This window comes from Vibrio sp. 661, assembly GCF_033339315.1.
GTDB classification, from domain to species: Bacteria; Pseudomonadota; Gammaproteobacteria; order Enterobacterales; family Vibrionaceae; genus Vibrio; species Vibrio alginolyticus.
In genome coordinates this window covers 1-20,891 of sequence record NZ_JAWOUJ010000007.1, presented here as the reverse complement: position 1 = coordinate 20,891, position 20,891 = coordinate 1, and the positions used below count along the sequence as shown (strand labels likewise).

Sequence of the window (20,891 nt, the reverse complement as noted above, 5' to 3'; positions counted from 1 at the left end):
GCCTTTTTGTTTAGGATCTATTGCCCTTAATTTTTTGAATAGAGTACACCCAGTGAAGCGAGACGACTTGCCCCCGTAACTTCCGGTAAGTTGCTAGGGAGGTCGTGAATATGGCGCTGCGCAAGCCAAGCAAACGCCATTGCTTCCATGTAGTCGCCATCAACGCCTTTTTCTGCCGTTGTCGCAACGCTCCATTGTGGCAATAACTTAGCTAGTCGCTGCATCAAAAGTGGGTTTCTTGCTCCACCGCCACAGACCAATAGTTGAGGTGTGATGCCATGAGAAAACTTGTCGACTTCGTTGGCAATGGTAATTGCAGAATACTCGCAAAGTGTACGTTGTACGTCTTCGATTGGTAAATTGTGATGGGCCAGTTGTTGATGCAGCCAGTCAATATTGAACAGTTCTCGTCCGGTACTTTTAGGGGCTGGCATGGCGAGGTAAGCTTCTTTGAGTAATTGAGTCAACAAAGTAGCGTTTACCGTTCCTTTAAGTGCAAATTGTGCATCTTCGTCGAAGCTTTGCCCTTTATGCAGCGCACACCATGCGTCCATCAACATATTGCCCGGGCCTGTGTCATAGCCAATGACTGGTTGTTCTGGATGCAGTACAGAGATATTGGCAATGCCTCCAATGTTAAGCACCACAGTTGTGGAATCCTGCATCGCAAAAATGCTTTTATGGAAAGCAGGGACGAGTGGGGCACCTTGTCCACCTAGCGCCATGTCTTTACGACGAAAATCCGCTACCGTATCAATGCCTGTCTTGACCGCGATAATGTTGGCATCGCCCAATTGAGTGGTAAACGGCAAGTTTCCGGTAGGCTGATGGAACACTGTTTGACCGTGATTACCAATCGCACGAATTTGCTCTGCGACGTAACCAGACTTATTGAGCAGCTGTAACACGGCATCTGCAAATAGGTGGCCGAGCTGGTGGTCAAGTTCACCTATGGTTTTTAAATTTGTTGCTTGACCGGTACAAACAGATAACAGCATGTCTTTTAGCGCTGCGGGCATTGGGTAGTCGTCGTGCGCAATCAGGCGAACATGCTCATCGCTTATTTCAACTAGAGCGGTATCAACGCCATCCATACTCGTTCCAGACATCACACCAATGTACAGTTCGTTAAATTTCATAGCCGATCTCGTCAATTCTTCATTCACTTATTGTAAAGCAAATCTGAAGCGAATAACCTCATCGAATACGAGATATTCAGCCGATTTTGAGGAGAAAACATGGGACCGTTATGGGTTGACGTTGCGGGGTATGAACTGACCGCTGAAGACAAAGAAATCTTGGAGCATCCTACGGTTGGTGGCTTAATTCTATTTGCTCGCAACTATCATGATAGCGAACAGCTTCAAGCACTTACTCAATCCATCCGAAAGGCGGCTAAGCGCCCGTTTTTGATCGGTGTGGATCAAGAAGGCGGCCGAGTGCAGCGCTTTCGTGAAGGTTTCTCATTAATTCCTGCTGCTGATGAGTACGCTAAACATCAAAATGGTGAAGAGCTTGCTCGTATGGGCGGTTGGTTAATGGCAGCAGAGCTGATTGCCCATGATATTGATTTAAGCTTTGCCCCGGTACTTGACCAAGGCCATCAATGTAAAGCGATCGGTAACCGCGCATTCGGTGAAGATGCCGATACCATTCTTCGCTATAGCACTGCATATATGCAGGGAATGAAGAGTGTTGGCATGGCAACGACAGGCAAGCACTTCCCTGGACATGGTGGCGTGATTGCAGACTCACATCTAGAAACACCATACGATGAGCGCAGTGATATTTTTGAACAAGATATGGCGATCTTCAAAGCGCAAATTGATGCCGGTATTTTAGATGCCATGATGCCTGCTCACGTGATTTTCCCACATTATGATGCTCAACCAGCCAGCGGTTCTGAATACTGGTTAAAACAGGTCCTGCGTCAGCAATTGGGTTTTAAAGGTTTGGTTTTTTCGGATGACTTGACCATGGAAGGCGCTGCGATTATGGGCAGCCCAGCCGAGCGAGGTGCTCAAGCATTGAGAGCTGGTTGCGATATGTTGTTAATGTGTAATAAACGAGAAGCGCACGTTGAGGTATTAGACAACTTACCGGTTTCAACCGTGCCACTCGCGGATGGATTACTGAAAAAACAGTCATTTTCTCCAAGCGAACTTAAGCTATCTCAAGAGTGGAAAGCGGCGAGTGAAGCGATGAAACGCTTGACTAGCTAAACCTCTTGTAAAAGATTCAAAACAGCGATGAGAAGCCAAAGTTAATTATACTTTGGCTTTTTATTTGACTGTAAACCCAAGTTTACACTAAATGTTTTTTATTCTGTACGCTTGTTTTTCTTTTTTAGCCTGTTATCTTGTCGTTAAAGCTTAGTTGTCTCACCAAAGGTTTGGTTGGGTGTAAAAATAAATATACAGGTTAGAGTTATGCAGAAAAGTGAGTTGAGCAATATTAATATTATCGAAGAACAGGTTCTTATTACTCCGGAGGAACTAAAAACCAAGCTTCCTTTGAGTGAAAAAGCACGTCGCTTTATTCAAGAGTCTCGTCAAACTATCGCTAATATTATTCACAAGAAGGATCACCGCCTGCTTGTTGTATGCGGTCCATGTTCTATCCACGACGTAGAAGCGGCGAAGGATTACGCAAAGCGACTTAAAGCACTCTCTGAACAACTAAGTGACCAACTGTATATTGTTATGCGTGTTTACTTTGAGAAGCCGCGCACCACGGTCGGCTGGAAAGGCCTGATCAATGACCCACACCTAGACGGCAGTTTCGATATTGAACACGGTCTGCATGTTGGACGCGAACTTCTGGTGGAGTTGGCAGAGATGGAAATCCCGCTCGCGACTGAGGCTCTAGACCCAATTAGCCCACAATACTTGGCGGATACTTTTAGCTGGGCAGCCATCGGTGCTCGTACGACGGAGTCACAAACTCACCGTGAAATGGCAAGTGGCCTGTCTATGCCAATCGGTTTTAAGAATGGCACCGATGGCAGTTTGGCAACCGCAATTAACGCGATGCAAGCTGCGTCCTCTAGCCACCGTTTTATGGGAATTAACCGTGAGGGACAAGTCGCACTGTTGACCACCCAGGGCAATGCTAATGGACATGTGATCTTACGTGGCGGCAAGCAAACTAACTACGATTCGGTATCAGTCACTGAGTGTGAGCAAGAGATGGCGAAATCTGGTCTTGATGCTTCATTAATGGTGGATTGCAGTCACGCCAACTCACGTAAAGATTACCGTCGCCAGCCATTAGTCGCGGAGGATGTGATTCATCAAATCCGTGAAGGCAATAAATCTATTATCGGTCTTATGATTGAAAGCCATATCAATGAAGGAAATCAATCTTCTGACTTAGCTCTTGAAGAGATGAAATACGGTGTATCTATCACTGACGCATGTATCAATTGGGATTCAACTGAGGCACTATTACGTCATGCACATGAAGAGCTAGTGCCTTTCTTAGAAAATCGTCTAAAGGCTAATTAATACAGGATTTAAGGAACATCAATGGCAGTTGAACTTAACGCATTACGCGATCAGATTGATGCAGTCGACAAGCAAATGTTGGAGCTATTGGCTCAGCGTTTAGCGCTCGTAGAGAAAGTTGGGGAAGTAAAAAGCGAACATGGTTTGCCAATTTATGCTCCAGACCGCGAAGCGGCGATGTTAGCTTCTCGTCGCGCTGAAGCTGAAAAAATGGGAATTCCTCCACAGCTTATTGAAGATATTCTGCGTCGAACAATGCGTGAATCTTATGCCAGCGAGAAAGATTCCGGTTTTAAGTGTTTGAACCCTGATTTACGCTCAGTTGTTATTATTGGTGGTAATGGTCAATTGGGTGGCCTGTTTGGGCGTATGTTCAAATTGTCGGGCTACCGGGTCAAAGTTCTCGGCAGTAAAGACTGGGATCATGCGGATGAGATTCTAGACAACGCGGGTTTAGTCGTGGTCACGGTGCCGATTCATCTAACGGAAGGGGTGATCGAAAAACTGGGGAACTTGCCGCAAGACTGCATTCTGTGTGACCTGACTTCTATCAAGTCGAAGCCTCTGCAAGCAATGTTGAATGTGCACCAAGGTCCTGTGGTTGGTTTGCACCCAATGTTTGGCCCAGATGTTCCGAGCCTTGCCAAGCAGGTTATTGTGTACTGTGATGGCCGTGGTCACGAGCATTACCAATGGCTATTGCAACAGTTTGGGATTTGGGGCGCAAGCTTGTGCCAAATCGATGCACAAGAGCACGATCATGGCATGACGTTGATTCAGGCGCTGCGCCACTTCACGTCGTTTGCTTACGGTATGCACCTTAGCAAAGAGAATCCGAACATCGATCAGTTGTTGAAGTTAAGCTCGCCAATCTACCGCCTTGAATTGGCGATGGTGGGACGACTGTTTGGTCAGGATCCGAACTTGTACGGTGATATCATTTTCTCTTCTCAAGAGAATATCGATATGATCAAGCGATTTCATCAGCGTTTAGGTGATGCGGTAGCGATTCTGGATAGCAGAGACAAAGCGCGATTCATCGAAAGCTTTAAGCAGGTGAGTGATTGGTTTGGTACTTATTCTCAACAATTTATGAATGAGAGCCAAAACTTACTCAAACAGGCGAATGATAATATTCATCGCGGCTAATCACGGGTCATTTAGCCGTGCAGAGTCCGAAACAAAAAGAGCAGCGTAAGCTGCTCTTTTTCGTGTTGATGGACAAATCAGTTCGTCGCAGTATTACTCGTATCTTCACTTGATACTGTGTTGATACTGGTATCGCGATAGGGTGAATTGGTTAAATTGACTTGTAGGCGTACAACGTTATCAATCAATTGAACCAAAGGTCCCCATTTCACTTTTTTCTCTTTTTCAAAGACGTCATTGAAGTTTTCTGGTGTCCACTCCATTAAGTATTGAGGGTTGAGTGCTCGTCCGAGGAAGCGTACTTCATAGTGCAAGTGTGGCCCTGTGGAGTTGCCAGAGTTACCGCATTGAGCAATGATGTCGCCTTTACTAACAAACTGACCGCTTTTCACTTTGAAGCGTTGTAGATGAGCAAAGGAGCTCATAAAGCCAAATGAGTGACGAATGGTGACATAGTTACCATAACCACGATTGCTCGGGCGAACGGTTTCCACCACACCGTCAGCCGGTGCCAGGATCTCTTCTCCTCTTTTACAAGTCAGATCGATACCAGTATGAACATGCCTCTTACCTGAAATCGGATTAATACGACTGCCGTAAGAAGAAGAAATACGTTGGTATGTGACTGGACTGTCATTTGGTATCAAACGGAACATCGTCGCGCGAACAGCAGAATCGATAGCGGCTGCGTCAATTCGCTCCTCTAACCCCATGCTGTTCTCATCGATCATCAACTCTTCGTCTGCGAGACCTAAAACCGATTCAACGTCGAATACCCGTTTGCCCAATAGCTGAATTTGATTGTTTTTGTCCGTCAAAGATTGGGAAAGCGAATGATTGGTATCAAGCTGCTCTTCGTAAAGAGCCGTCACTTCGGCCTTTTCACTTTCCAGTTTGGCGATGATTTGTGTTAGTTCGTCTTTATTGTGCATCTGCTGCTGATTAAGGTACCACGCGCCACCAACGACGGCGGGTAATGCCAATACTGAAGCAAATACTGCTAGGACCGAACTGCGGCCCAAATAGAACTGCTGATCGCCGTCTTTCGTCGGGATCTGCATGATGATTTTTTTAGACATAGTTATTGTTACTTAAATAGGCGTTCATTTATTTTTCTCCTAAAAACCAGAGAGGTGCTCTAACTCTCGATTCAGAAGGTCGTTATTGCCTACATTCAATTCTATAAATCGTTTTAGTTGGCTAATGCTTTCGATGTCTATCTTAGCGATCTTCAACCTAACCTCACACTTAGAGACATTCACAATTTGCGCTTTTAACGTAATCACTTGTTCGGATTGGTCAAATGAAAAAGTCACATGGACTGGAAGGGTTGGATCCAAAGCCTCAGTCTCTTCCACTTTCATGAGTAAACCATGCAAGGAAAGATCTTGAATCCTAGCTTCAATTGCCAAGTCACGTTGTTCTATCTTAGCTGGAGCTTGATGGAGAATACGTGAAAAGCGTCGTCTCTCTGTCATATGAATATTCTCGTCAGGTCGTCAAACAGAATTGAATAGTATATCAATACGAACAAAAAATGTTCGATTGTTGTTTGAAAAGTGTCGAAGTCGCTACAGAGTGACGTAAGTGCAATGTCATGTTCTTAACGAACGAGACGGGCTAATGAGCTCTTTTTATAACAAAGAAAACAAAGGCCGCTATGATAGCGGCCTTTGTACAAATTACAATCAAACTTTGTGGGTTGCGATTACTTCGCGATACGCTTGTATTTGATACGGTGTGGTTCTGCGGCTTCAGGACCCAATGTTTTCTTCAACCAATCCATGTACTCTGTGTAGTTACCTTCGTAGAAGTTAACTTGGCCTTCGTCACGGTAGTCAATGATGTGGGTAGCGATACGGTCAAGGAACCAACGGTCGTGCGAGATAACCATTGCACAACCAGGGAACTCTAGTAACGCTTCTTCTAGAGCACGCAGTGTTTCAACGTCAAGGTCATTGGTTGGTTCGTCGAGTAGCAACACGTTACCGCCCGCTTTAAGCAGCTTCGCAAGGTGGACACGGTTACGCTCACCACCCGATAGTTCACCAATAATCTTTTGTTGGTCACTGCCTTTAAAGTTAAAGCGTGAACAGTATGCACGAGCTGGGATTTCGAAGTTGTTGATCTTAATGATATCAGCACCTTCAGAGATCTCTTGGAATACGGTTTTAGAATCGTCCATGCTGTCACGGAACTGATCGACCGATGCCAGTTTTACTGTATCGCCCATCTCAATTGTGCCCGAGTCTGGTTGTTCAGTACCACTTAACATCTTGAATAGCGTCGATTTACCTGCGCCGTTAGCACCGATGATACCAACAATTGCACCTTTAGGGATGCTGAATGACAGGTCATCAATCAGAACTCGACCGTCAAATGACTTGGTCAGGTTCTTCACTTCAATAACCTTATCACCTAGACGCTCACCTGGTGGGATAAATAGTTCATTGGTTTCATTACGTTTTTGGTGATCAGAGCTTTGCAGTTCTTCAAAGCGAGCCATACGTGCTTTTGACTTCGCTTGACGACCTTTAGGGTTTTTACGTACCCACTCAAGCTCTTTCTCGATAGTCTTTTGGCGAGCACTCTCTTGGGAGGCTTCTTGTTGTAGACGAGCGTCTTTTTGCTCCAGCCATGAGGTGTAGTTGCCTTCCCATGGGATACCTTCACCACGGTCCAGTTCTAAGATCCAGCCCGCAGCGTTATCTAGGAAGTAACGGTCGTGGGTGATGGCTACTACGGTACCTGTGTAATCCACTAAGAAGCGCTCTAGCCAAGCCACTGATTCTGCATCTAGGTGGTTGGTAGGCTCATCAAGCAGTAGCATGTCTGGCTTAGAAAGTAGCAAGCGACAAATAGCCACACGGCGGCGTTCACCACCTGATAGGTGCGCAATTTTTTGGTCCCATTCAGGTAAACGAAGTGCGTTTGCCGCACGCTCAAGCGCATTTTCTAGGTTGTGGCCATCTTTCGCTTGGATAAGGGCTTCTAGCTCGCCTTGCTCTTTTGCAAGTGCGTCGAAGTCTGCATCTGGTTCAGCGTATGCTGCGTAGACTGCGTCCAAACGTTTCAGAGCGTCAGCAACGTCAGCAACCGCTTCTTCAACAACTTCACGAACGGTTTTTGATTCGTCTAATACTGGTTCCTGAGGTAGGTAACCTACGTTTAGACCAGGTTGTGGACGCGCTTCACCGTCGATATCCGTGTCGATACCTGCCATGATACGTAGCAGTGTGGATTTACCTGCACCGTTCAGACCTAAAACACCGATTTTCGCACCAGGGAAGAAGCTCAGAGAGATGTCTTTAAGAATTTGACGCTTAGGTGGCACAATTTTGCTCACCCGCGACATGGTATATACGTATTCAGCCATTGCCGATCGTTCCTAAATTAACTGTCATTCAAACCCATCATTTTATACCAAGTGCTTTGTTTTTGTTACCGCATTGCAAGAATTTCCCTAACGAATGGATTTCTTATTTTGAGCTGACCGGAAACTTACACGGTTAGGGTATACACTTTTGTTATTCGTTAAGAATGACGAAGTGTGTTCTATGCGAGTTAGAAACGCTTTGTCTCCATCGTCTTAAAAGTTTGACGAGTACAATTTTTAATACACAAAGTTGCTTTACATGGACATCTGCATTCTGTGTAAATAGATGCATGTGTGAAAATTGCCTTAACATCACATGAACTCTAACAAAACTAGGCTTTAGGGCAGTATATGTCTGGGGAAAATGACACAAATGAGATTCAACGTATCTGAATTGGCTAAAAAGGTATGCTGCGCCGCCGCGTTGTGTGCTATGAGTTTGAGTGCTAATGCCGCGCTGAGTTTGGAAAAGCAGCGCGAAGTATATGAGCAAGCTCAAGATTTATTAGATAAAAATGACATCGACAGATACCTTTCGATTCGTCCTAAAATTTCTGACTATCCACTAACGCCTTATGTGGATTACCGCACTTTTATTAGACAGTTACCGGAAAAGTCACCACAACAGGTGAACGAGTTTATTTCTGAGCACGAGTCTTTTCCATTTTCTCGTCGAGTTCGCGCTCCATACCTCAATCATCTTTATAAGCAAAAAGATTGGAAAACCATTACTGAGTTTCAAAAAGTCATTCCTAGTGGTGAGCGTTACCAATGTATTTTCTACGTCGCTCAATTAAAGCAAGGCAAGAAAGTCGCGGCGTTTAAAGGGGCTGAACATATGTGGTTACGTGGCATCAGCATTGCTGATGAGTGTGACCCATTATTTGCAGCATGGGACAAGGCGGGTGAGCGTACCGATGAACTGATTCTACAGCGTATGTTACTGGCGTTTGATGCTCGTAATGGCGGTTTGATGAGTTACTTGCTCAAACTGCCTAAATCAGCGCAGGCAAAGCAACAAGCCAAAGAAATGAAAGCGTTGTTTGATAATCCTTCAAGTGTTGCGGAATTCGCGAAGAAAAAACCTGCGAATGATTTTAATCGAGCGCAAAGTGAATATGCGTTAGAAAAGTTGGCTCGCATGAACACTAGCCAAGCACAAGGTGCGTACGATGCTGTCATTAAAGGACAGAAGTTTTCTCCAGAAAAAGCGCAAGAACTTGCCGACTATATTGCATTTCGATTGACTCGTACGGAGTCTGAGTCATTAGCTAAATGGCGCGATGATAAAACGAAAACCAGTCAGTACTTACCGTTGATTGAAACGCGCATCCGCTTAGCGATTCAAAATGCAGATTGGAAAGGCGTACAAGAGTGGATTGCTGTTCTAAATAAAGAAGAACAAGCCACGCTACGCTGGCAATATTGGCTTGGAAGAAGTGAAATAGCGTTAGGTGATGACATCGCGGGGAAACAGCGTTTAGCAACTCTGCTTGGGCAACGAAACTTCTACAGTGTGGCTGCCGCCAATGCAATCGGGCAATCAATCAAATACCCAACGCATACGGTTAAGTTGGATAAGAAAGTTGTTCAACCCTATCAAGACTCGTTAGCTCGTATCGAAGAGTTGATCGCGACGGATAAAATCGCAGCAGCGAAGAGTGAATGGGCACACTTACTGCGCCGCGTAGGGAAAGATGAAAAGGCGATGTTGGCGGCTTATGCATCATTTAAACGTTGGCATCACCTAACGGTGACCGCGAGTATTCAAGCGCAGATGTGGGATAATATCGAACTTAGGTTCCCAATAGCACACCGCTGGTGGTTTAACTTTTATGCGAAAAAGCACAACATTGATCCCGTCACGATGATGTCTCTCGCTCGACAGGAAAGTGCGTTAGATGTTGAAGCCCGCTCTCCAGTTGGCGCTCGTGGTCTTATGCAGATCATGCCTGCGACGGCGAAGTACACGGCACGTAAATATAAGTTGAGTTATCAAGGTACGCAGGATCTCTACAATGTAGGAAAAAATATCGAAATTGGTAGCCATTATTTGCAAGGTTTATTAGAGGATTACGATAATAATCGTATTTTTGCTCTTGCTGCTTATAATGCAGGTCCTAACAGAGTAAAAACGTGGCGAGAGCGTACCCAAGGAAAAGTGGATGCTTATGCCTTTATTGAGGCAATTCCATTTAAAGAGACGCGCGGTTATGTACAAAACATCTTGATGTTTGAAACATACTATCGTGATCTTTTGGGTATCGATGGCGCGTTCTTGAATCAACATGAGATCAATACCAAGTATTGAGTGAGGTAACTTGATGTCGCACGAACCCGAGTACAAAGACTGGCAACAGATTATTGAGCTAATTCGAACAAGTATGGGCACCCAGCAAGATGACATGCTGTTAACAATGCTGATGTCACGTGATGAGAGAGAGTCATTAATATCACGCGTTAATATAATTAACGAACTTCTTAAAGGAGAATTATCTCAACGTCAGATCAGTCAGATGCTTGGTGTGGGCATTGCCACCATTACTCGTGGCTCTAACGAACTAAAGTCGAAATCTGATGAAGAAAAAGACAAGTTGAAAGTCTTGTTAGAACAAGTTGCGGTATCTAAGTAGACAGTATATCCAATTTGCTTTTAGGCCTTGGTGTTACAATTGACTAAGATAACGTATTACAAAGGGCGGAAATATCCGCCCTTTTGCGTATCTAGAGAATAGGCTGAGTGTTATAAATTTGAAGGAAAGTGCTCAGGGTTTGTGAATGGAATCAAAGCCAGAATCAAGGCTTGGTGATAGACCGAGCTTCGAGTTAGCTGGTTTTGGGTTAGTAGGCTAATAGCGCCACCTTTCTGTTTGATGTTATCAGTACCAAACACTTTGTCCATTACATCTCCCAACTCATTCGCATCCTTGAGTTTTTCCAAGACTTTTGGCGGCAACATTAAGCTTGCAGAACGAGATTCACCGCGGTGAGTCTCTGACTCAACCACCATCCAAGCAAACGTCACGTTTGCTTCAATTCCCGCTTCGAGACCGACATAGTAATCCGCGTTTGGCATCTCTACTTTTGCGTTTTTAACGCGGTTTAGCGCACCACGATGAGTTTCTTCATTCGTCATGGGCTGATCTGCGACCTCACTCGGTACACTGATGCCAACGAAGTTGAACTCTTGATGCGGAAATGCATTACGAAATGCACTTTGAACTGCATTAATTTTGGCTGGGTTTAGCGATGCGATTACGACTTTTTGGGTTGCCATGATCTTTTTACTCACTGGTGTCTATTAACTCAATTTTACTTGCGTAGGCTTTACGTTCTCACTCGGGTAACAGCCTAATACTTTCAAGTGCTTAGTGATTTTTGTTAGCTCTTCAAGTGCCTGTTGCATTTCTGTCGAAGCAAGATGTGATGTCAAGTCTACGTAGAACATCTCTTCCCACGGGTTCCCCATAATTGGGCGTGATTCCAGCTTGGTCATATTGATGCCGTAACGTTGCAGCACTAATAGTGTTTCAACCAATGAGCCTGCCTCTTGGGAGGTCGACATGATCAATGTGGTTTTTGCTGGAATCTGAGTAGAAACTTCAACCGGTTTACGAGCAACCACGATAAAGCGAGTATGGTTTTCGGTTTGGTTTGCGATGTTGCCTTGAATTGCTTGCAAGCCATATAGCTTACCGCTTGATGCATTACCAATTGCAGCCACATCATCACGATCCATCTCTTGGACTTTCTGCATTGCATCTGCTGTGCTCGCGCAGGATTCCAGCTTTACCCCTTTCATACGGCTTAAAAACTCACTGCACTGTTGGTGTGGCTGAGGGTGAGAATACAGCGTTTTAATATCTTCCAGACGAATGTCTTTTTTCGCAACCAAGCAGTGTTCGATTGGTTGAGTTAGCTCTCCAACGATGTAAAGCGTCGTGTGTTGTAGTAAGTCATACACTTCATTAATAGAGCCTGAGCTGGTGTTTTCGATTGGCAGAACGCCATAATCAGCATGGCCAGATTCAACCGTTTGAGTCACTTCTTTAAAGTGCTCGCAGTTGAGCTCGATAAGCTCCGTATTTTTACGACTGAAGTATTCGCGACTTGCCAAGTGCGAATAAGAGCCTTTGGCTCCTAAAAAAGCGACGCGAGCAAGTGGCTTACGGCTTTGCTGTGGGTTAACGAGATTTTGCAGATAACTTTGTTGAAGCAGAACTGAGTCTTCAATGATGGTATGGAAAAGTTTGGTGATGTACTGCGCGTCAAGTTCGTATTTATCTTGGCCATTAGAAATCAGCTTGACCAATAATTGCTGTTCACGGACGGCGTCGCGAACAGGCTTTGAGGTTTGTACTTTGCTTTTGGCTACTTCAATGCTGAGTTTACGGCGCTCAGACAATAAGCTGAGAAGTTGGTCATCCAACTCATTCAAGCGTAAACGAATTTCTTCGAGGGAAATAGGTTGGTCAGTCATCAATTCTTTCCTTATAAAAAAGCCTCCCGATTTGGGAGGCTTTCTGTTTGTTTTTGACTTTTCTTTCACAAACGAGTTCGCCCCTCCAACTATGGGAGGAAAAAGAAGTCAAAAATAAACAGTGAGGTTAAATGCATAAATAGTGCTTAATTTATGAGTGTTTAAACACAATAAGCAAGGCTGGGGAGAGCGTCAAGCAAAAAAATAGCGCCTTTCGGCGCTATTTCCTCAATATTTTCAGTTTACTCTTCTTCTTCCACTAGCTCAGGCTTACTTGCACGTCGAGCTTCAGGTTTGTGGGTCAGCTTGTTCAATTGTCGTTCTAGTTTTTGCTCCACTTCGTTGATAGCTGCGTAAAGATCTTCGTGAGTTGCTGAGGCAATGAGCTGGCCTTTAGGAACTTTGATAACCGCTTCGAATTTCTTCTGTTTGTTTGGTTCCTCACTGAAAGTTGCTTGGCAACCAATTAGGTCCACTTGCCATTTCTCCAGTTTTTTAAATTTGCTCTCAATATGAGCTCGGATTGCAGAGGTGATTTCGATGTTTTTGCCAGTGATATTCATTGTCATAAGTGTTTTTCCTCTGTTGCATCCCTCATGGGTTGAGTTCAGATTACCGCTTTAAGCATAAAAAAATGTGATTCAGATCATTATTTTGCTCGGGTTTTTTATGATGAAAAATGAATGTGATCTCACTCAAGAACTTCTGAGATTTATCGTGAAATTGCTTGTTATCGGTTAGTAAATCCGTAGATTGGATAGAGTACTCAGCTGAAAACGGCCTCGTTTTTAGGGAAGTTTTACGGCCTAATATTTGAGGTGGTTAAAATTTAACTACACGTAAGGTGTGATGACGATCACTGAGTCTTTCCAATGAATCCATTTAAAAAGCCGCTTACTGTACAAGCGGCTTTTTACTGTCTGGCATTTGGCTGACTTTTCGTAGCGGTATCATGAAAATGGGGTCTTTTGGGGCTAGTGAAACCCTTTCTAGACTTTTGACTTGGTCCAAGCTTTCTAGTTGTTTGTATATTATGTAGTAGCGATTAATGCTTGTGACGTACCCAACCGTTGAGCTTAAACTTTTCCGCATAACGACTTCAACGTTATTAAACCAAACATTAGGATCGTAACCTTGTTGGGCTGCACGCTTACGAATACGCTCTACATTGCCGGGGCCCGCATTGTAAGCCGCCAATGTAAAGTAGAGTTTATTTTGTGCAGTAATATCAGGGTCACTGAAGTACTGCTTACGCAAAAAAGCTAAGTATTTCACTCCAGCATGAATGTTGTTTTCTAATTGTCGAACATTTTTGATATTGATATTCGGATCTTGAGCGGTGCTAGGTAGGACTTGCATTATGCCAACGGCACCTCGACTTCCAACTAGGTCGTTATTAAATCCTGATTCCTTGTAAGCGATTGCAGCGATCAGTAAATAGTCGATATCGTATTTCTCACCATAGCGTGAAAATAGCGCCGCGAGTTTTTCTAGTTGAGCAATTTTCTTAGGGTTAAGAGCTCTGTTCAACCATCCCGTATAATCGATGTATTTACCGTAAATAACGTTACCGAGTAGTGTCCCAGAGCGAGACTTCTGGATGAACTTATTCACGACGGCTTTTAATTTGGGACTATTTTCTCGCATTGCCCAAGCAATTTTGCCATTTTTGCGGATAGGGATTTTTTTGTGAACCCGAATATCATCCATCACTTTCAGCCAAAGCTTGGCTTTATGGCTATCGAGAACAATGGCTTTGACGTAACCATTGTTGAGCATTCCGACCAGCTCATAATCTTGAAGTGTTTCTTCAATAAAGTGCACGATAACAGGCGGTAAGCCTTTTTTGTTTAGTTTCTTATTTAGTGTCTGAATGCTTTCAAAGTAGCTAGAACTGGCGCGCACCCAAATCTCTTTGCCGCTCAATTGTTCGATTTTCGTCATCGTTGGTGTGCTTTTGTTTGTCACTACCCACTCTTGAATACCAGTGAGGATGGGTGAACTGAACTCCACTTTCTGTTTGCGCGTGTCGGTAATAGTCAGGTTGGCGACAACTAAGTCACCTGAACCGTTTTCTAAGGCTGGCAGTAGCTGGTCGCGGGCAACAGGAATAATTTGTACGTTAAGCTTTGGTTTGAGTTTACGAAGGTCTTTTTCGAAATGCGCCAGCAATTCTGCGCCTATGCCTTTTGGTGTGCCGCCCTCAATGTAGTAAAAGCCTAAATCAGCAGAAACTAAGACGCGCAGTACATTCTTCTCCTTGATGACATCGAGGTCTCCGGTATAAGGAGGCTGTTTGAGCGGCGAGATTTGCAGTGCGCAAACGGAAGCAGACAATAGGAGCAGCATAACTGCGCAAAGCTTAGATATCGTCACGTTCACATCCTTTTTATAAAGGGGGGAGGAGAACTTTAAGCATATGTGGAGCTAGGAAGATCATCAAGAAAGGGCTGAATACACTATTGAGAGTAGTAAAAAACCGCCACGGTAAAAACGGTGGCGGTTCAGTTTAAAGCAAGTTCAATTACTTCACAGGGTTGAGCTCTATAAGCTTTTCAGTTCTTGCTACGGCGTCTTCCAAACCAAGTTGCTTGTAGGCCTCTAGCTGGATAGTCAGTGACTTACGTGCAGCTTCTGTGTCTGGATACGCTTTTTGTAGCTCTTGGCTGCGATTAATAGCAGCGACCCAAGCTTCACGGCGAAGGTAGAAGTCAGCAGTCGCTAAATCATAGTTCGCTAGACGGTTTTTCAGCGCGACCATACGTTTTTGTGAATCTTCTGCATATGGGCTATTCGGGTAACGTTGAAGTAGTTTTTTGAAGTCATCAAACGCTTTTTTTACCGGTTCAGGATCGCGATCGCTTCGATCTACGCTGAATAAATCATGCATAAAGTTACGATCTTGCGCCATGTGGCTTAGACCTCGCATGTACAGCACCCAATCCATCTTTTCATGGGTTGGGTTTAAACGCATAAAGCGAGAAATGGTTGCCAAGCCCAAAGCAAGGTCGTCGTTTTTGTAGTACGCATAGATTAGGTCAAGCTGCACCTGTTCAGAGTAGGCACCGAATGGGTAACGTGAGTCTAATGCTTCCAGTTTCTCAATTGCAGAAAGCCAATTACCACTTTGAAGAGAAATCTGTGCGTCTGCATACAGTTCCGAAGGCGGCACATCAGGAACGATTTCTTCTTTGCTTGCACATCCAAACAGAAGGGATACCGCTAAAAGGCCTGTTAAAGTCTGACGTTTCATATCAGGAGTCTGTTCCTTGAATCTAAATATTTCTTAAGCTGCCGTTACTTTCTTTCCAGTAACAGATACAATGACGTAATAGTCTATTTTTTCACAGTCGTGAGCATTAGTCTCACAGTTTTTAAAAAAGTTCGATATGGCTCAGCAGATTGTATTAACAAATACCGTAAAAGATAGCCAGTTAGGTCAACGTTTAGACCAAGCTATCGCCGAATTATTCGCGGACTTCTCTCGCTCGCGCCTAAAAGAGTGGCTGCTTGATGGGAAAGTTCAAGTTGATGGTGAAGTTGTCACTAAACCTCGTACCAAAGTAATGGGTGGCGAGGAAATTACATTGCAAGCCGAGTTAGAAGATGAAGAACGCTGGGAAGCGCAAGATATCCCGCTAGATATTGTCTATGAAGATGAAGATATTATCGTTATCAACAAACCTCGTGACTTTGTGGTTCATCCGGGCGCTGGTACGCCTGATGGCACTGTACTTAATGCGTTGTTGCATCATTACCCTGATATTGCAGAAGTACCTCGTGCAGGTATCGTGCACCGTTTGGATAAAGACACAACGGGTTTGATGGTGGTGGCGAAAACCGTTCCTGCACAAACTCGTCTGGTTCGCGCACTGCAAAAACGTAATATTACTCGTGAGTACGAAGCGATCGCTATTGGTCGTATGACTGCGGGCGGTAAAGTGGATCAACCTATTGGTCGTCACTCTACTAAGCGCACGCTTATGGCGGTGGCACCAATGGGCAAACCAGCAGTAACGCACTACCGTGTTGCTGAACGCTTCCGCGAACACACGCGTATTCGTTTGCGTCTAGAAACGGGTCGTACGCACCAGATTCGTGTGCACATGTCTTATCTTCAGCATCCGCTGCTCGGTGATATTGCATATGGTGGACGTGCTCGCATCCCGACAGGTGCGTCTGAAGAGCTAACGGCAATGATCCGGGGCTTCGATCGCCAAGCATTGCACGCAGTAATGCTGCGCTTTGAGCACCCAATTACGGGCGAAGTTCTTGAGTTTCATGCTCCAGTGCCTGATGACATGGTTGTGATGACTGAAGCGCTTCGTCAAGATACAGAAGAGCACGGCTTACCGGAAGAATTCTAATATGAAGACGATCATTCCGAACTGGCCAGCGCCTAAAAATGTCAAAGCTTTCGCCTCAACACGCATAGGCGGATTTTCGACAGGCCCTTACCAAGGGCTAAATTTAGGTACTCACGTTGGGGATGATTTGTCTTTAGTAGAGAAGAACCGAGCTTGGTTGGCGCAACAGGCAAGCATGCCAAATGCGCCAATCTGGTTAAACCAAACGCATTCAACCGTTGTGGCTCAAGCAAATGAACCAACAACACAGGTGCTTGATGCGGATGGTGTATTTACTTCTTCAAGCCATGTTGTTTGTTCAGCGATGACCGCCGATTGTTTACCTGTATTATTGACTAATACACAAGGTACGCAAGTAGCCGCTGTTCACGCAGGTTGGCGCGGCTTAGCAAATGGCATTGTCGAAAATGCGTTAGCGTTGTTTTCTGGTGAAGTGATAGCGTGGCTTGGCCCCGCCATTGGCCCTCAAGCCTTCGAAGTGGGTGAAGATGTTCTGCAAGCTTTTGTTGATTTTGATTCACAGGCGAATCAAGCATTTGCTCCACGCGATATCGACGGTAAATGGTTTGCTGACATGTCGGTGCTGGCAACGCAACGTCTAAACCGGGCTGGTGTGACACAAGTGTTTGATTCTGGACTTTGTACTTACCAAGATAAAGCCTCTTTTTACTCTTATCGCCGTGATGGTAAGACTGGTCGACAAGCAACCTTTATTTGGATCGAAGACTAGCTATAAGCACCAAAGTGCTAAGATGCATACTACTATTTTTGCAAAGCTATCTTTATTCATTCACTCCCTTGAAATTCCCCACCCGAGTATCCATCTTTCTAACTGTCAAAAGAATTTCCTTTAGTTGAGGTTAGGAAGGTAGATATGCGTCTTGATCGATTCACAAGTAAGTTTCAAATCGCTATCTCTGATGCTCAATCACTAGCGTTAGGGCGCGATCATCAATATATCGAGCCAGTTCACCTCATGGTGGCTTTGCTTGATCAAAATGGCAGTCCAATTCGTCCATTGCTTACTATGCTGGATGTGGACGTAACGCATTTACGCTCTAAATTGAGTGAAATGTTAGATCGATTACCAAAAGTCAGTGGCATCGGTGGGGATGTTCAGCTCTCTAGCTCGATGGGCACATTGTTTAACCTGTGTGACAAAGTGGCGCAAAAGCGTCAAGACTCCTATATCTCGTCTGAAGTCTTCCTGCTTGCCGCTTTAGAAGATCGCGGACCATTGGGGCAATTGCTCAAAGAGATCGGCTTAACAGAGCAAAAAGTCAGCCAGGCAATCGAAAAGATCAGAGGTGGTCAAAAGGTCAATGATCCGAATGCAGAAGAGCTTCGTCAAGCATTGGAAAAGTTCACCATAGACCTTACCGAACGTGCAGAGCAAGGTAAATTGGATCCGGTTATCGGCCGTGATGATGAAATCCGTCGTACTATCCAGGTATTGCAGCGTCGTACTAAAAACAACCCTGTGATTATCGGTGAACCAGGCGTAGGTAAGACAGCAATTGTTGAAGGCTTAGCGCAGCGCATAGTTAACAATGAAGTACCTGAAGGTCTGCGTGGTCGCCGTGTGCTATCACTGGATATGGGCGCACTGGTTGCTGGCGCGAAATACCGTGGGGAATTTGAAGAGCGTTTAAAATCAGTATTGAATGAACTTGCTAAAGAAGAAGGCAACGTCATCCTCTTCATTGATGAACTACACACTATGGTCGGTGCTGGTAAAGGTGAAGGCTCAATGGATGCGGGCAACATGCTAAAACCGGCATTAGCTCGTGGTGAGCTGCACTGTGTTGGCGCAACAACATTGGATGAATATCGTCAGTACATCGAAAAAGATGCAGCATTAGAACGTCGTTTCCAAAAAGTGCTGGTGGATGAGCCGACCGTTGAGGATACCGTGGCGATTTTACGTGGCTTGAAGGAGCGTTATGAGCTTCATCATCACGTCGAAATTACCGACCCAGCGATTGTTGCTGCGGCGAGTTTGTCACATCGCTATGTCTCCGACCGTCAGTTGCCGGATAAAGCGATTGACTTGATTGACGAAGCGGCTTCAAGCATTCGTTTACAAATTGACTCTAAGCCAGAGTCCTTGGATAAGCTTGAGCGTAAAATCATCCAACTCAAAATTGAGCAACAAGCACTAAGTAACGAGCACGATGAAGCGAGTGAAAAGCGTTTGAAAGCGCTTAATGAAGAACTCAATGAAAAAGAACGTGAGTACGCTGAACTAGAAGAGGTTTGGAATACAGAAAAAGCAGCTCTTTCTGGCACTCAACATATTAAGTCTGAGCTTGAACAAGCTCGTATGGACATGGAGTTTGCTCGCCGTGCTGGCGATCTAAACCGTATGTCGGAGCTTCAATATGGTCGTATTCCTGAACTTGAGAAGCAGTTAGATCTTGCAACCCAAGCTGAAATGCAGGAAATGACGCTATTGCGTAATAAAGTAACCGACAACGAGATTGCAGAAGTACTTTCTAAGCAAACCGGCATTCCGGTATCCAAGATGCTAGAAGCGGAAAAAGAGAAACTACTTCGTATGGAAGACGTGCTGCATAATCGTGTGGTAGGGCAAAGCGAAGCGGTCTCTGTTGTATCGAATGCCATTCGTCGTAGTCGAGCTGGGCTTTCTGATCCAAACCGACCAATTGGCTCCTTCTTATTCTTAGGTCCAACTGGTGTGGGTAAAACAGAGCTTTGTAAGACACTTGCGAGCTTTATGTTCGACAGTGAAGATGCGATGGTCCGTATCGATATGTCTGAGTTCATGGAGAAACACTCAGTGGCAAGATTGGTGGGTGCGCCTCCAGGCTATGTCGGATATGAAGAGGGTGGTTACTTAACTGAAGCGGTTCGTCGCAAGCCGTATTCGGTAATTTTGTTAGACGAAGTAGAGAAAGCGCATCCGGATGTATTTAACATTCTGCTGCAAGTTCTCGATGATGGGCGTTTAACGGATGGTCAAGGTCGTACTGTTGACTTCCGTAATACGGTTGTGATCATGACATCTAACTTGGGTTCATCTCGTATCCAAGAGAATTTCGCAACATTAGACTATCAAGGTATCAAGAGTGAAGTGATGGATGTGGTTAGCAAACACTTCCGCCCAGAGTTCTTGAACCGTGTTGACGAAATCGTGGTGTTCCATCCACTTGGTCAAGAGCACATTAAGTCCATTGCTTCTATTCAATTGGAACGTTTGGCGAAACGACTAGAGGAGAAAGGCTATCAACTAGAAGTTTCCGACAAAGCACTCGACTTGATCGCTCAAGTTGGTTTCGATCCTGTGTATGGTGCGCGTCCTTTAAAACGTGCAATTCAGCAGAATGTCGAGAACCCGTTAGCCAAATCAATTCTTTCTGGTGAAATCGTTCCAGACAAGACAGTGCAGCTAATTGTTACTAATGACCAAATTTGTGCTCATCAATAATTGTATGGATACAGTAAAATTGAGATAAAAATCACACTAAAGGGGCCGTTTGGCCCCTTTTCTATAGTTTTTTAGAGTCTTTTGTCTGTTTTCTATACGAATAAACTAAAAAGGTGAGTTTTTTTAAAAAATGCACTTGTGTTCTTTAATGAACTCCCTATAATGCGCCTCCGTTGTCACGGGAAAGCAAGTGAAGCGGAACCTAAACAACTACGGTTAGTGAGTTAAAATTAACTCGCAGATAAATAACTTAAAAAAGTGTTTGACACGATAAGTTATCTAGCTAAAATAGCCGTCCACTTTGAAGAGAACTTCGAAGTGTGCTCTTTAAAAATATAGACCTATCAATCTGTGTGGGCACTCGTTGATGATAATCCAATTAGAAGCTTAGGCTTCAAATTAGGTTTCAATGATACGAAGTGACCATTGAATCGAAAGATTCAGCACAGTCAATTCAAACATTACTTCTGCTATTTATTAGCGAAAGGAATGTTCAGTATTCATTGAGCCGAACAAAATCTTAAATTGAAGAGTTTGATCATGGCTCAGATTGAACGCTGGCGGC

17 protein-coding genes and 1 other annotated feature are annotated in these 20,891 nt (G+C 44.6%); of the genes, 8 read left to right on the top strand and 9 right to left on the bottom strand.

Going from position 1 to position 20,891, the window contains the following annotated elements:
- Positions 1–26: 26 nt before the first annotated feature.
- A complete protein-coding gene (locus R7P69_RS13935; RefSeq protein WP_104975870.1) occupies positions 27–1,139 on the bottom strand; it encodes an anhydro-N-acetylmuramic acid kinase in 1,113 nt (370 codons plus the stop codon).
- A 99-nt stretch (positions 1,140–1,238) separates the two neighbouring features.
- Between R7P69_RS13935 and nagZ the strand changes: the two genes are divergently transcribed.
- The 3 genes from nagZ to tyrA all read left to right on the top strand — a co-directional run bounded on the left by nagZ (position 1,239) and on the right by tyrA (position 4,655).
- The gene (gene nagZ / locus R7P69_RS13930) at positions 1,239–2,222 is read left to right on the top strand and encodes a beta-N-acetylhexosaminidase (protein WP_005381905.1); all 984 of its coding nucleotides are present in this window, start codon (positions 1,239–1,241) and stop codon (positions 2,220–2,222) included.
- A 207-nt stretch (positions 2,223–2,429) separates the two neighbouring features.
- Positions 2,430–3,506 carry a 3-deoxy-7-phosphoheptulonate synthase gene (locus R7P69_RS13925; protein ID WP_005381904.1) on the top strand — a complete coding sequence of 359 codons (1,077 nt, stop codon included), beginning with the start codon at positions 2,430–2,432 and terminating at the stop codon, positions 3,504–3,506.
- A 21-nt stretch (positions 3,507–3,527) separates the two neighbouring features.
- A complete protein-coding gene (tyrA, locus tag R7P69_RS13920; RefSeq protein ID WP_005385935.1) occupies positions 3,528–4,655 on the top strand; it encodes a bifunctional chorismate mutase/prephenate dehydrogenase in 1,128 nt (375 codons plus the stop codon).
- A gap of 77 nt (positions 4,656–4,732) precedes the next feature.
- On the opposite strand, the gene R7P69_RS13915 is transcribed toward tyrA, so the two are convergent.
- The 3 genes from R7P69_RS13915 to ettA all read right to left on the bottom strand — a co-directional run bounded on the left by R7P69_RS13915 (position 4,733) and on the right by ettA (position 8,031).
- Complete coding sequence (locus R7P69_RS13915; protein ID WP_005381900.1) at positions 4,733–5,734, bottom strand: M23 family metallopeptidase; 1,002 nt, start codon at positions 5,732–5,734, stop codon at positions 4,733–4,735.
- A 39-nt stretch (positions 5,735–5,773) separates the two neighbouring features.
- Positions 5,774–6,133: a PilZ domain-containing protein gene (locus R7P69_RS13910; protein ID WP_065274196.1), complete on the bottom strand. Its 360-nt coding sequence runs from the start codon at positions 6,131–6,133 to the stop codon at positions 5,774–5,776.
- A gap of 230 nt (positions 6,134–6,363) precedes the next feature.
- Positions 6,364–8,031: an energy-dependent translational throttle protein EttA gene (gene ettA / locus R7P69_RS13905; RefSeq protein ID WP_005381894.1), complete on the bottom strand. Its 1,668-nt coding sequence runs from the start codon at positions 8,029–8,031 to the stop codon at positions 6,364–6,366.
- Positions 8,032–8,395: 364 nt separating this feature from the next.
- On the opposite strand from ettA, the gene sltY reads away from it, so the two are divergent.
- Entirely contained in the window at positions 8,396–10,342 is a 1,947-nt protein-coding gene (gene sltY / locus R7P69_RS13900; protein ID WP_044129577.1) for a murein transglycosylase, read from the top strand.
- Positions 10,343–10,355: 13 nt separating this feature from the next.
- Positions 10,356–10,664, top strand: a complete 309-nt coding sequence (gene trpR / locus R7P69_RS13895) for a trp operon repressor (protein WP_005381892.1) — start codon at positions 10,356–10,358, stop codon at positions 10,662–10,664.
- A 110-nt stretch (positions 10,665–10,774) separates the two neighbouring features.
- Here the strand turns inward: trpR and yjjX are convergent, their stop codons facing one another.
- The 5 genes from yjjX to bamD all read right to left on the bottom strand — a co-directional run bounded on the left by yjjX (position 10,775) and on the right by bamD (position 15,764).
- Positions 10,775–11,308: an inosine/xanthosine triphosphatase gene (yjjX, locus tag R7P69_RS13890; RefSeq protein ID WP_025768441.1), complete on the bottom strand. Its 534-nt coding sequence runs from the start codon at positions 11,306–11,308 to the stop codon at positions 10,775–10,777.
- 24 nt (positions 11,309–11,332) lie between these two features.
- Positions 11,333–12,511 carry a prephenate dehydratase gene (gene pheA / locus R7P69_RS13885; RefSeq protein ID WP_017636154.1) on the bottom strand — a complete coding sequence of 393 codons (1,179 nt, stop codon included), beginning with the start codon at positions 12,509–12,511 and terminating at the stop codon, positions 11,333–11,335.
- Between the two features lie 12 nt (positions 12,512–12,523).
- Positions 12,524–12,645: a sequence feature (Phe leader region), on the bottom strand.
- Between the two features lie 108 nt (positions 12,646–12,753).
- The gene (gene hpf, locus R7P69_RS13880) at positions 12,754–13,080 is read right to left on the bottom strand and encodes a ribosome hibernation-promoting factor, HPF/YfiA family (RefSeq protein ID WP_005381889.1); all 327 of its coding nucleotides are present in this window, start codon (positions 13,078–13,080) and stop codon (positions 12,754–12,756) included.
- Between the two features lie 325 nt (positions 13,081–13,405).
- Positions 13,406–14,887 carry a lytic transglycosylase F gene (locus tag R7P69_RS13875; RefSeq protein WP_309474327.1) on the bottom strand — a complete coding sequence of 494 codons (1,482 nt, stop codon included), beginning with the start codon at positions 14,885–14,887 and terminating at the stop codon, positions 13,406–13,408.
- A gap of 148 nt (positions 14,888–15,035) precedes the next feature.
- Positions 15,036–15,764 carry an outer membrane protein assembly factor BamD gene (gene bamD / locus R7P69_RS13870; RefSeq protein WP_005381876.1) on the bottom strand — a complete coding sequence of 243 codons (729 nt, stop codon included), beginning with the start codon at positions 15,762–15,764 and terminating at the stop codon, positions 15,036–15,038.
- Between the two features lie 136 nt (positions 15,765–15,900).
- Between bamD and rluD the strand changes: the two genes are divergently transcribed.
- The 3 genes from rluD to clpB all read left to right on the top strand — a co-directional run bounded on the left by rluD (position 15,901) and on the right by clpB (position 20,326).
- Positions 15,901–16,878: a 23S rRNA pseudouridine(1911/1915/1917) synthase RluD gene (rluD, locus tag R7P69_RS13865; RefSeq protein ID WP_005381875.1), complete on the top strand. Its 978-nt coding sequence runs from the start codon at positions 15,901–15,903 to the stop codon at positions 16,876–16,878.
- A gap of 1 nt (position 16,879) precedes the next feature.
- Positions 16,880–17,608: a peptidoglycan editing factor PgeF gene (pgeF, locus tag R7P69_RS13860; protein WP_005381874.1), complete on the top strand. Its 729-nt coding sequence runs from the start codon at positions 16,880–16,882 to the stop codon at positions 17,606–17,608.
- A gap of 144 nt (positions 17,609–17,752) precedes the next feature.
- Positions 17,753–20,326, top strand: coding sequence for an ATP-dependent chaperone ClpB (gene clpB / locus R7P69_RS13855; RefSeq protein WP_005381873.1), 2,574 nt, complete (start codon positions 17,753–17,755; stop codon positions 20,324–20,326).
- The last annotated feature ends 565 nt before the right edge of the window (positions 20,327–20,891 follow it).

Coding starts and splice junctions, on each gene's coding strand:
- R7P69_RS13925 (WP_005381904.1), top strand. CDS start 2,430: ATGCAGAAAAGTGAGTTGAGCAATATTAATATTATCGAAGAACAGGTT.
- bamD (WP_005381876.1), bottom strand. CDS start 15,764: ATGAAACGTCAGACTTTAACAGGCCTTTTAGCGGTATCCCTTCTGTTT.
- R7P69_RS13935 (WP_104975870.1), bottom strand. CDS start 1,139: ATGAAATTTAACGAACTGTACATTGGTGTGATGTCTGGAACGAGTATG.
- hpf (WP_005381889.1), bottom strand. CDS start 13,080: ATGACAATGAATATCACTGGCAAAAACATCGAAATCACCTCTGCAATC.
- clpB (WP_005381873.1), top strand. CDS start 17,753: ATGCGTCTTGATCGATTCACAAGTAAGTTTCAAATCGCTATCTCTGAT.
- nagZ (WP_005381905.1), top strand. CDS start 1,239: ATGGGACCGTTATGGGTTGACGTTGCGGGGTATGAACTGACCGCTGAA.
- sltY (WP_044129577.1), top strand. CDS start 8,396: ATGACACAAATGAGATTCAACGTATCTGAATTGGCTAAAAAGGTATGC.
- yjjX (WP_025768441.1), bottom strand. CDS start 11,308: ATGGCAACCCAAAAAGTCGTAATCGCATCGCTAAACCCAGCCAAAATT.
- pgeF (WP_005381874.1), top strand. CDS start 16,880: ATGAAGACGATCATTCCGAACTGGCCAGCGCCTAAAAATGTCAAAGCT.
- tyrA (WP_005385935.1), top strand. CDS start 3,528: ATGGCAGTTGAACTTAACGCATTACGCGATCAGATTGATGCAGTCGAC.
- rluD (WP_005381875.1), top strand. CDS start 15,901: ATGGCTCAGCAGATTGTATTAACAAATACCGTAAAAGATAGCCAGTTA.
- ettA (WP_005381894.1), bottom strand. CDS start 8,031: ATGGCTGAATACGTATATACCATGTCGCGGGTGAGCAAAATTGTGCCA.
- R7P69_RS13910 (WP_065274196.1), bottom strand. CDS start 6,133: ATGACAGAGAGACGACGCTTTTCACGTATTCTCCATCAAGCTCCAGCT.
- trpR (WP_005381892.1), top strand. CDS start 10,356: ATGTCGCACGAACCCGAGTACAAAGACTGGCAACAGATTATTGAGCTA.
- R7P69_RS13915 (WP_005381900.1), bottom strand. CDS start 5,734: ATGTCTAAAAAAATCATCATGCAGATCCCGACGAAAGACGGCGATCAG.
- pheA (WP_017636154.1), bottom strand. CDS start 12,511: ATGACTGACCAACCTATTTCCCTCGAAGAAATTCGTTTACGCTTGAAT.